Origin of the sequence: Mesorhizobium sp. M0296 (assembly GCF_040321675.1) — a bacterium.
Classification (GTDB): Bacteria; Pseudomonadota; Alphaproteobacteria; order Rhizobiales; family Rhizobiaceae; genus Mesorhizobium.
In genome coordinates this window covers 161,765-170,250 of record NZ_JAMYRZ010000011.1, presented here as the reverse complement: position 1 = coordinate 170,250, position 8,486 = coordinate 161,765, and the positions used below count along the sequence as shown (strand labels likewise).

General features: G+C 62.5%; 10 protein-coding genes. 6 read left to right on the top strand and 4 right to left on the bottom strand.

The annotated features are described in order from the left end of the window. Positions 1–114 precede the first annotated feature (114 nt). Positions 115–357 carry a hypothetical protein gene (locus NKI97_RS13755; RefSeq protein ID WP_352617842.1) on the bottom strand — a complete coding sequence of 81 codons (243 nt, stop codon included), beginning with the start codon at positions 355–357 and terminating at the stop codon, positions 115–117. Between the two features lie 235 nt (positions 358–592). On the opposite strand from NKI97_RS13755, the gene NKI97_RS13750 reads away from it, so the two are divergent. Then, the gene (locus tag NKI97_RS13750; protein ID WP_352449588.1) at positions 593–1,147 is read left to right on the top strand and encodes a DUF4142 domain-containing protein; all 555 of its coding nucleotides are present in this window, start codon (positions 593–595) and stop codon (positions 1,145–1,147) included. A gap of 246 nt (positions 1,148–1,393) precedes the next feature. Continuing rightward, positions 1,394–1,636: a polymerase gene (locus NKI97_RS13745; protein ID WP_352449589.1), complete on the top strand. Its 243-nt coding sequence runs from the start codon at positions 1,394–1,396 to the stop codon at positions 1,634–1,636. A 105-nt stretch (positions 1,637–1,741) separates the two neighbouring features. On the opposite strand, the gene NKI97_RS13740 is transcribed toward NKI97_RS13745, so the two are convergent. After that, entirely contained in the window at positions 1,742–2,494 is a 753-nt protein-coding gene (locus tag NKI97_RS13740; protein WP_352449590.1) for a DUF1236 domain-containing protein, read from the bottom strand. 204 nt (positions 2,495–2,698) lie between these two features. On the opposite strand from NKI97_RS13740, the gene NKI97_RS13735 reads away from it, so the two are divergent. The 4 genes from NKI97_RS13735 (at position 2,699) to NKI97_RS13720 (ending at position 6,027) form a co-directional block, all read left to right on the top strand. Further along, complete coding sequence (locus NKI97_RS13735; protein WP_352449591.1) at positions 2,699–2,998, top strand: DUF1236 domain-containing protein; 300 nt, start codon at positions 2,699–2,701, stop codon at positions 2,996–2,998. Positions 2,999–3,342: 344 nt separating this feature from the next. Continuing rightward, positions 3,343–4,191, top strand: a complete 849-nt coding sequence (locus NKI97_RS13730; RefSeq protein ID WP_352449592.1) for a MetQ/NlpA family lipoprotein — start codon at positions 3,343–3,345, stop codon at positions 4,189–4,191. A gap of 134 nt (positions 4,192–4,325) precedes the next feature. Then, positions 4,326–5,390 (top strand): methionine ABC transporter ATP-binding protein, encoded by a 1,065-nt coding sequence (locus NKI97_RS13725; protein WP_352449634.1) that lies wholly within the window; start codon positions 4,326–4,328, stop codon positions 5,388–5,390. Then, positions 5,371–6,027: a methionine ABC transporter permease gene (locus NKI97_RS13720; protein WP_352449593.1), complete on the top strand. Its 657-nt coding sequence runs from the start codon at positions 5,371–5,373 to the stop codon at positions 6,025–6,027. The genes NKI97_RS13725 and NKI97_RS13720 overlap by 20 nt, the downstream gene beginning before the upstream one ends. Before the next feature lie 27 nt (positions 6,028–6,054). Here NKI97_RS13720 and NKI97_RS13715 read toward each other — a convergent pair whose 3' ends face one another. Next, positions 6,055–6,798 (bottom strand): hypothetical protein, encoded by a 744-nt coding sequence (locus NKI97_RS13715; protein ID WP_352449594.1) that lies wholly within the window; start codon positions 6,796–6,798, stop codon positions 6,055–6,057. Continuing rightward, positions 6,770–8,485 (bottom strand): hydantoinase B/oxoprolinase family protein, encoded by a 1,716-nt coding sequence (locus NKI97_RS13710; RefSeq protein ID WP_352449595.1) that lies wholly within the window; start codon positions 8,483–8,485, stop codon positions 6,770–6,772. The genes NKI97_RS13715 and NKI97_RS13710 overlap by 29 nt, the downstream gene beginning before the upstream one ends. Position 8,486: the final 1 nt, after the last annotated feature.

Here is an 8,486-nt window from a genome sequence, read left to right as displayed (position 1 = left end):
CCCCCGCCCCCCCACCCCCCCCCCGCCCGCTCCCCCCCCCCCCCCAGCCCACCGCCCCGCCCCCCCCCGCCCCCCCCCCCCCCCCCCCCCGGCTGGTTTTGCCGTAAAATCAGCCTAGCGGCCGCGGTGGTCGAAGCTGACCGCGATATCCCGACCGTCCAGCGCCCGAACGATGAAGCCAACCAGCTCCTCGTCGGTTTGCCGGAACCGGGGAAAGCGTTTGCGCAAATCGGCTATGACGACGGTGGTCGAGAGAATGTCGCCGGAATGATAGTCGGCCATGATGGTATGAACGGCAGCGTCGGTGTCAATACCGATTCCTAGCGGCGACTTGATCTGCCCCACGGAAGCCTCCACCCATCTCTCTCCCAGCCAACGATAGCAAGACTGCCGCAAAGCGAAAGAGCTTGTACGATTCCGTACGATCTCGTGGCTTGCGTTGCACTTTGCAGGACGCAGCCGGCGTCTTTTGTTTTGCGTTTCCAACTCATTGTTTGGCGTGGCGGCGGCTGTGGCCGCCGCGACCAGGCAACCTCGCCGCAGCTTGCGCGTTGAGCCATCGGAGGGATGACATCAGCCTCGGAGAACCCCCATGAAAACCCTTCTATCCATCACTGCGGCAGCGATGATGGCTGGCGCACCTTTGGCTGCTTTTGCCCAATCGGCGACGCTGACGCCTCTAACGACCGACACCATGAGCAAGGTTGACACCGCGACGTTCGTCAAGACCGTGCCCATCGCCAATACATTCGAAATCGAATCGAGCCGACTTGCGCAGACGCAGGCGACTGCCGACGACGTGAAGGCATTCGCGGCGCAAATGGTCACGGACCACACCAAGGCCGGCGAGGACTTCAAGGCGGCGCTCAGCAAGGGTCAGACGACTTCGGCCACCGCGCCAGCCGGCCCGTCGCTGGACACCAAGCACCAGGCGCTGCTCGATCAACTCAAGGAGGCCAGCGGGGACAGCTTCCAATCGAAATATATCGACATGCAGACCCAGGCGCATAAGGAAGCGGTGGCGCTGTTTTCCGCTTACGCGAATTCCGGCGACGATCCGGCGATGAAGGAGTTTGCCAAGAAGACGCTGCCGGTGCTGCAAATGCACGAACGTCATGTCAAGGACCTTGCTGCCGCGCATCAATGAGAGGAAGAGTGCCTTTTGCAAACGAAAGGCCGCCCCACACACGGCCTGTGTGACGCGGCTGTCGTCCGGCGACACGGCCGGGAACAAAGCACCGAGAGTGTCGTTATTTATCCGGCTTGTTCGGGGAGGATCCAATGGAAGGCGGCATTCGCGGGGCCTCAAGGATAGTAGCGCCGGCTTTCGGCGCCGTCCTGGTCGCCGCTGTCACAGGCTGAAATCGCTTTCCGAACGGGACAGGCTGCCTTCATGCGCTACGGCGAGATATTTGCAAATGTTACGGCTCTCATGTTGCTGGCCTTGATGATTGGCGGCGTCTTCGTCCTGTTTGGAGACCCGCTGTGGCCGCGGCACTACGCGAGAATGGTGCTGGTTACGGATATCGATGCCATGACCACCGCGTCAGTCCGAACAAGCTGCGTGCCCAGTCCCTGCCTGCCCGACACCATCGATCACACCGTGCTCACTCCTCGCCCCGAGGACGGACCTTGATTTGCGATTTGCAGACGCTCGAGCCGGGTACGGAAAAGCCCGCCGCCCGAGCTGCGCGGCGGGCCTTTTTGGTGCATCAACCCACGGTAGACCGTCTGGCCACGACTAGGTCAGGATAATCACGATCTTGTAGGTATTCGGGTCGACGATGACGATCCGGCCGTCGGCGAGCACGAAATACTCATAGCCTTCGTAAGCCGGAACGATCTTGACGATGCGCGCCGGCAGGCGATGCAGCCGGACCTTCTTTCGCGGAACCTCGACACCGACAGAGATGTCGAAATCGACGCTGGAAACCGGTTGGACGTTCGTCTCCTTGATGACCTGCGTGATCTCCGTCTTCTGTTCAACGGTCACATTGTTGATGGAAGCGGTCGAACTCTGGTCTTGCGTCTGCGTCGAGGCATTGCCCTGAGTCTGCTCGGTGGTCGTGGTCCCAGTCTTGCCCTGAGCCTGCTCCTCGGTCTTCATTTTCGTGTTGCCTTGGGCCTGCTCGGTGGTGGTGGTTCCGGCCTTGCCCTGGGCTTGCTGATCGGTCTTCATCTTTGTGTTGCCCTGGGCCTGCTGGTCAGTCGTGGCGCCAGCCTTGCCCTGGGCTTGCTGGTCAGTCGTTGCGCCGGCCTTGCCTTTGGCTTGCTCATCGGTCTTCAGCTTCTTGTTGCCTTGCGCCTGTTGATCAGTTGCAGCGCCGGCCTTGCCCTGAGCCTGCTCGCCCATCTTGGCGCCGTTCTGGCAATTGGCAGTGCCGGCTGCACAATTGGCGCCGGACTGGTCGTCGGTCGACTGCTGCGTCTGGGCAAGTGCAGCCCCGCAGCTGACGCTGATTGCTAGCATGCTGGTGATCAGAACGCCCTTCATGAGAGATCTCCTTGGAAAACGCGTCCCTTCACCGCGCAAAACTGCGGCTAAAAAACTTTGTTCCAAAATAATGGAGCGAAACGGCAAGCGATCCGAGTGGCGGAACAAGCTCCACCTGATGACGTTACCGGCCTATAGCGACCCCGCTGCGAACAGCATGACGCGGCGCAGCGCAGAGGTGGCTCACGACGAAAGGAGACGATCATGAGAATGCATCTTTCGGCCGCCGCGGCTGGGTTCTTGCTGCTTGCGGGTGTTGGCGCCGCTGCCGCTCAGGACGTGATCATCGAACCGCAGCAGGAGACGATCGTACGCGAGTATGTGAAAAAGCAGCCTCTGGCGTCCGTCCAGCTTCCCGGCGTGGAGCTCAATGTCGGCTCGACCCTGCCCGATACCGTCGAGCTTCATGAGGTTCCCGACGTCAAATACCGCTACGTCGTCGTCGACAATCGGACCGTCCTGGTCGATCCTGGCACGCGCAGGATTGTAAAGGTCATCGAGTGAGCAAGCGCGTCGCTTTGAAGGGACATGCGGCGCGTCCAGCATTGTCGAATCCCACACTGCTGCCCGTGTTGGGCATTCGGACGCAGAAAGGCCCGCCGCTTCGAAGCACGGCGGGCCTCGTAGCGGAGACGACGTCCGGACAATTTCTGAACCAGCATTGGCTTAGAACGCATGATCCCAGCACGCCCTGTGCTCGCCAGGCCCGAAACTTTGAGAGAATATTCCTGGCTTCGCATTTCGCGGGAAATACGGTGCTTTGATCCGATGGTCAGCATTCCCGATGATGCCGGCAAGGCTTGGCACTCCGCCTGGCCGCAACGACTTCAGAACCGACGGGATAGATCATGTCTTGGAATACCAACACTTTGCTCTCATTTCTCTCCGCAAGTATAAACCGGCGCGCCGGTCTGGCTGTACTTTTCGCGTCGGCGGTTGCGATTGTCGGCCTTGCTGCGCCGTCGTTCGCCGAAGACAAGACGGCGGTCAAGGTCGGCATCATGAGCGGCGAGGACGAGGATGTGTGGCGCGTCGTCACCGCCCAGGCGGCGGAGAGGGGGCTGACGATCGAGACCGTGGTGTTCAACGACTACACCCAGCCGAATGAAGCACTCGAGCGTGGCGAAATCGACGCCAACGCCTTCCAGCACAAGCCCTATCTCGACAACCAGATCAAGACGCAGGGCTATCACATCGTCCCGGTCGGCTATACCGGGGTCTGGCCGATCGGCCTCTATTCCAAGAAGTACACGAAGATTGCCGACCTGCCCGAAGGCGCCGTCATTGGCGTGCCGAACGACCCGTCCAATGAGGGCCGCGCACTGCGCGTTCTGCAGAGCGAAGGTCTGATCAAGCTCAGGGAAGGCACCGGCATTCTGGCGACGACCACCGACATTGCCGAAAACCCGAAGAAATTGGTCGTCAAGGAGCTGGACGCCGGCATTGTCGGGCGCTCGGTGGAAGACCTCGACGGGGCCGTGGTCAACACGGATTGGGCGCTTAAAAGCGGCCTCACACCGGAGAACCGCATCGCCCAGGAGGCGGTGGCCGACAATCCCTACCGCAACTTCATCGCGGTCAAGGCCGGCAATGAAAACCAGCCCTGGGTAAAGATATTGGTCGCCTCCTACCAGAACGAAAAGGTGAAGGCCGAATTCGACCGAGTCTACAAGGGAACCGGCATCAGCGCCTATTGATGCCGAGCTCGACTTGGCGCTGAAGCCCGGCATGATAAAGCGGTCCGCGCTCCAACGCGGACCGCGATCGCGTTTTGCGGGACACCAATACAGGAACTCTCATGAACCAGCATTTCGCCTCGGTCACCGAAGTCATGCATCCCGTCGGCAGCCGTTCCGCCGGACCGAACGACGTCGTGCGCCTCATCGAGCTGAAGCGCCGCTTCGGCGCGACAGCGGCGCTGGACGGCGTATCGCTCAGCGTGCGCCAGGGCGAGATCCTCGGCATCATCGGCCGGAGCGGCGCCGGCAAGTCGACGCTGATACGCTGCCTGAACGGCCTGGAGCGGCCGGATACAGGACAAGTCTTCATTGAAGGCCGCGACATCAGCCGGCTCGGCGAGCGCGAATTGCAACCGCTGCGCCGGCGTATCGGCATGATCTTCCAGCATTTCAACCTGCTGTCTGCCAAGACGGTCGAAGACAACGTAGCGCTGCCGCTCAAGATCGAAGGCCGGCCCAGGGCCGAACGCCTGGCGCGCGCTGCCGAGCTGCTCGAGCTCGTCGGCCTGTCGGAGAAGGCGAAAGCCTATCCGGCGTCGCTGTCGGGCGGGCAGAAGCAGCGCGTCGGCATTGCCCGGGCGCTTGCGGCGCGCCCGGCGCTGCTGCTGTCCGACGAAGCGACCTCGGCATTGGACCCGGAGACGACGCGCTCCATCCTCGCCTTGCTCAGGGATATCAACCGGCAGCTCGGCCTGACCATCCTGCTCATCACCCATGAGATGGAGGTGATCCGTTCGATCGCCGATCGTGTCGCGGTGATTGACGCTGGGCGGATCGTCGAGCAAGGGCCGGTGTGGTCGGTGTTTGCCGATCCGAAGTCGGCGATCACACAAAGCCTGCTCGGCGGCATCCGGCCGCAATTGCCGGCGGAGATCGCAAGCCGGCTAACGCAGAACGCCGGCCTGGAGGCGATCCTCAGGATCGACGTGGCGGGTGAGGCCGCCCGAAGCCCGCTTTTGTCCGATCTTGCCTCGGCAGTTCCCGGCTCGTTCCGCCTCGTGCATGGCGGCATCGATCACGTTCAGCAGCAGCCTGTCGGGACACTGTTCGTGGCGGTCGCCGGCAGCAATGAAGCTCACCTGGCAGAGGTGATCGCGTTCTTGAAAGCCCGCCAAGCGCGGGTGGAGGTGCTTGGCCATGTCGCCGGTTCTGTTTGAGCTTCTCGTCCGTTCGATCTGGGAAACGATCCTGATGACGGCCGCCTCCGGCCTCATCTCGCTGGTTTTCGGGCTGCCGCTCGGCCTGGCGCTGGTCGCCACCGACCGCGGCGGTATCGCCGAAAACCTGTGGGTGAACCGCGCGCTCGGAGCGGTCATCAACGGCTTCCGCTCGGTGCCTTTCATCATCCTGCTGGTTGCGCTGATCCCGGTGACGCGGCTGATCGTCGGCACCTCGATCGGCACCTGGGCAGCGATTGTGCCGCTGTCGATCGCGGCGACGCCCTACTATGCGCGGATCGCCGAAGTGTCGCTGCGCGAGGTCGACCACGGGCTGATCGAGGCAGCACGCGCCATGGGCGGCAACCGCTGGACGATCATTCGCGAGGTGCTGGTGCCGGAAGCGTTGCCCGGCATCGTTGCCGGCTTCACGGTGACGCTGGTGACGCTGATCGGCGCCTCGGCCATGGCCGGTGCCATCGGCGCCGGCGGTCTCGGCGACCTCGCCATCCGCTACGGCTACCAGCGCTTCGAGACATCCGTCATGATCGCCGTTGTCATTGTGCTGATCATCCTGGTCTGCGGCATCCAGTGGGCCGGCGACCGGCTGGTCGCGAGGCTGGACCACAGAGCGTGACCGGCGAAACGCGGCCAATCAACGCCTTTAATTTCCGGGAAAGTTCAGATTGTTCTCGATGGTCTCGCTCGCCCAAGCGAGCTTTTCGCGATCGTCGGGGCGCAAGGGAGCCTCGACCGCGACGGTGAACAAGTGCCAGGCGAGACTGTCGGATAGAAGCCATGTGGTGACCTGTTCGCTGAAGATCACCTGCCCCTTATCGAGTGTCTTGATGTTGCCGGTAATCAAGTCCGCACAGTGCAACATGGCCTCGGGGTAAGGGCTATCACGCCATGCCGCTAATGCAGCTGCTACATCCATTCCGGCAAGCACTATGCCCTCCAGCCAGGGAACCGCGTTCCCTTCATCGGGATGTATGGTCATCGCTTTTCGCCAGGCAACCTGAAACAGCACCTCGACAGCCTGCTGTTCTTCCAACGGCCAATCGCGCCAGGAGGTCCTTTCGAGCTTTGCGGCAATCACGTTGGCGTCGAACCCCATCGAAGGTTCGCCTTGGATGGCAAGTTCAAGCACTCTCGGCAGAAAGTGCCGGTAGTCATCGACGTCGCCGACCGTCCATATGGCCGATCCGGCATAGGCGCCGAGGTTTTCACCACTGAGCTCCCGAAGCGGACCACTGGATACTCCCCGAAAGATCGATTCCAAATCCTTGTACGGCGAGCCATGCAGGTGGCGGGGCGATGGATAAGACGCGAAAGCGGCATAGACGCGTTCGACTGCGTGGGCCAGTTCGGACGAGAGATCAGCCTCCAGGGGATTTGGATTGCTCATCCGCTACGACTCCGAACAGGTCTCTGGCTTGCTCTGCGGTATAGTAGCCGAGCTTGACATCCCGAGCGACCAATTGCGGATCGCGCTGCAACGGATCGCCGTAGCCGCCGCCGCCAGGCGTGCCGACGCACACGCGGTCGCCTGTCTTCAGCGCGATGTCCTGCTCCTTGGACAGATGCGGCGGCACATGTTCCTTGCCGTCGCGGAACACGGTGACCGTGTTGACCGCGCCGTCCTTGCCGCCGAGCACGCCTTGCGGGCCGAACCGGCCGTGATCCATGACGAAGGAGGCGCGGGCGTCGCCGCGCAGGATCTCGACCTCATAGGCGAGGCCAAAACCGCCGCGATGCTTGCCGGCGCCGCCCGAGCCTTCGCGCAAGGCATAGTGGCGGTAGAGCACCGGGAAGGCCTGCTCCATGATTTCGACCGGCGGCGACTTGGAGATGCCTATGGTCGAGCAGCCATTGGTCAGGCCGTCGTGACCGGCATTGCCGCCATACCCGCCCCCGGAGATCTGATACATGACATAATCGCGGCCGCGGGCCGGATCGTTGCCGCCGAGCGCGAAATTGCCGCTGGAGCCGGCGGGGGCCGCCGTCACCTTGTCCGGCAGCGCCTGCACCATCGCCGCGAACACCGCTTCAGCAATGCGCTGCGAAACCTCGGCCGCGCAGCCCGATACCGGGCGCGGATATTTGGCGTCGAGGAAGGTGCCTTCCGGCCGCTTGACGATCAGCGGCTCGAAGGCGCCGGCGCTGATCGGCACGTCGGGGAAAATGTGCCGCATGGCGAGATAGACCGAGGACAAGGTCGTCGCCAGCACGCTGTTCATCGGCCCAGCGCAGGGCTTTGACGAACCGGAGAAGTCGAAGCTGAGCGTGTCGCCCTGTTTTTCGACGGCCAGCGCGATAGTCAGCGGCTCGTTGACCACGCCGTCGGAATCAACAAAAGCCTGCGACCGGTAAATGCCGTCGGGAATGGCTGATATGTTCGCGCGCATCTGTTCGGCGGCGCGGCGGCGCAGTTCGGCGATCGCATCGACGACCGTTTCATCTCCGTAACGATCCAGGATTCCGTTCAGTCGGTCTTGACCGATCAGCAGTGCCGCCGCCTGCGCCCGGATGTCGCCGATGCGCTGGTCGGCAACCCTGATGTTCGAGCAGATGATGGCGTAGATCTCAGGGTCGAGCACGCCCTTCTTGAACAGTTTCACCGGCGGCAGTCGCAAGCCTTCCTGCTCGACCGCTGTTGCCGAGGCGGAAAAGCCGCCCGGCACCGAACCGCCGATGTCGGGCCAGTGGCCGGTGTTCGACAGCCAGCAGAATATCCTGCCGTCGCGGTAGACCGGCATGGCGAAGCGCACATCCATCAGGTGGGTGCCGCCGAGATAGGGATCGTTGACGATGTAGATATCGCCCGGCTCGGGCGGCAGGCAGCGTCCGTCGGCGATCATCTCGATCACGGTTTTGGTCGAATACTGCATGACGCCGACGAACACCGGCAGGCCCTGGCTGCCTTGCGCGATCAGCGAACCATCGAGCGCTGAATAGATGCCATCCGAACGGTCATTGGCCTCGGCGATGACAGGCGAGAACGCGGCGCGCGAAAACGTCAGGTCCATTTCGTCGCAGACTTGCTGTAGCGCCGCCTGGATGACTGAAAGGGTGATGGCGTCGAGTTTTTCCATC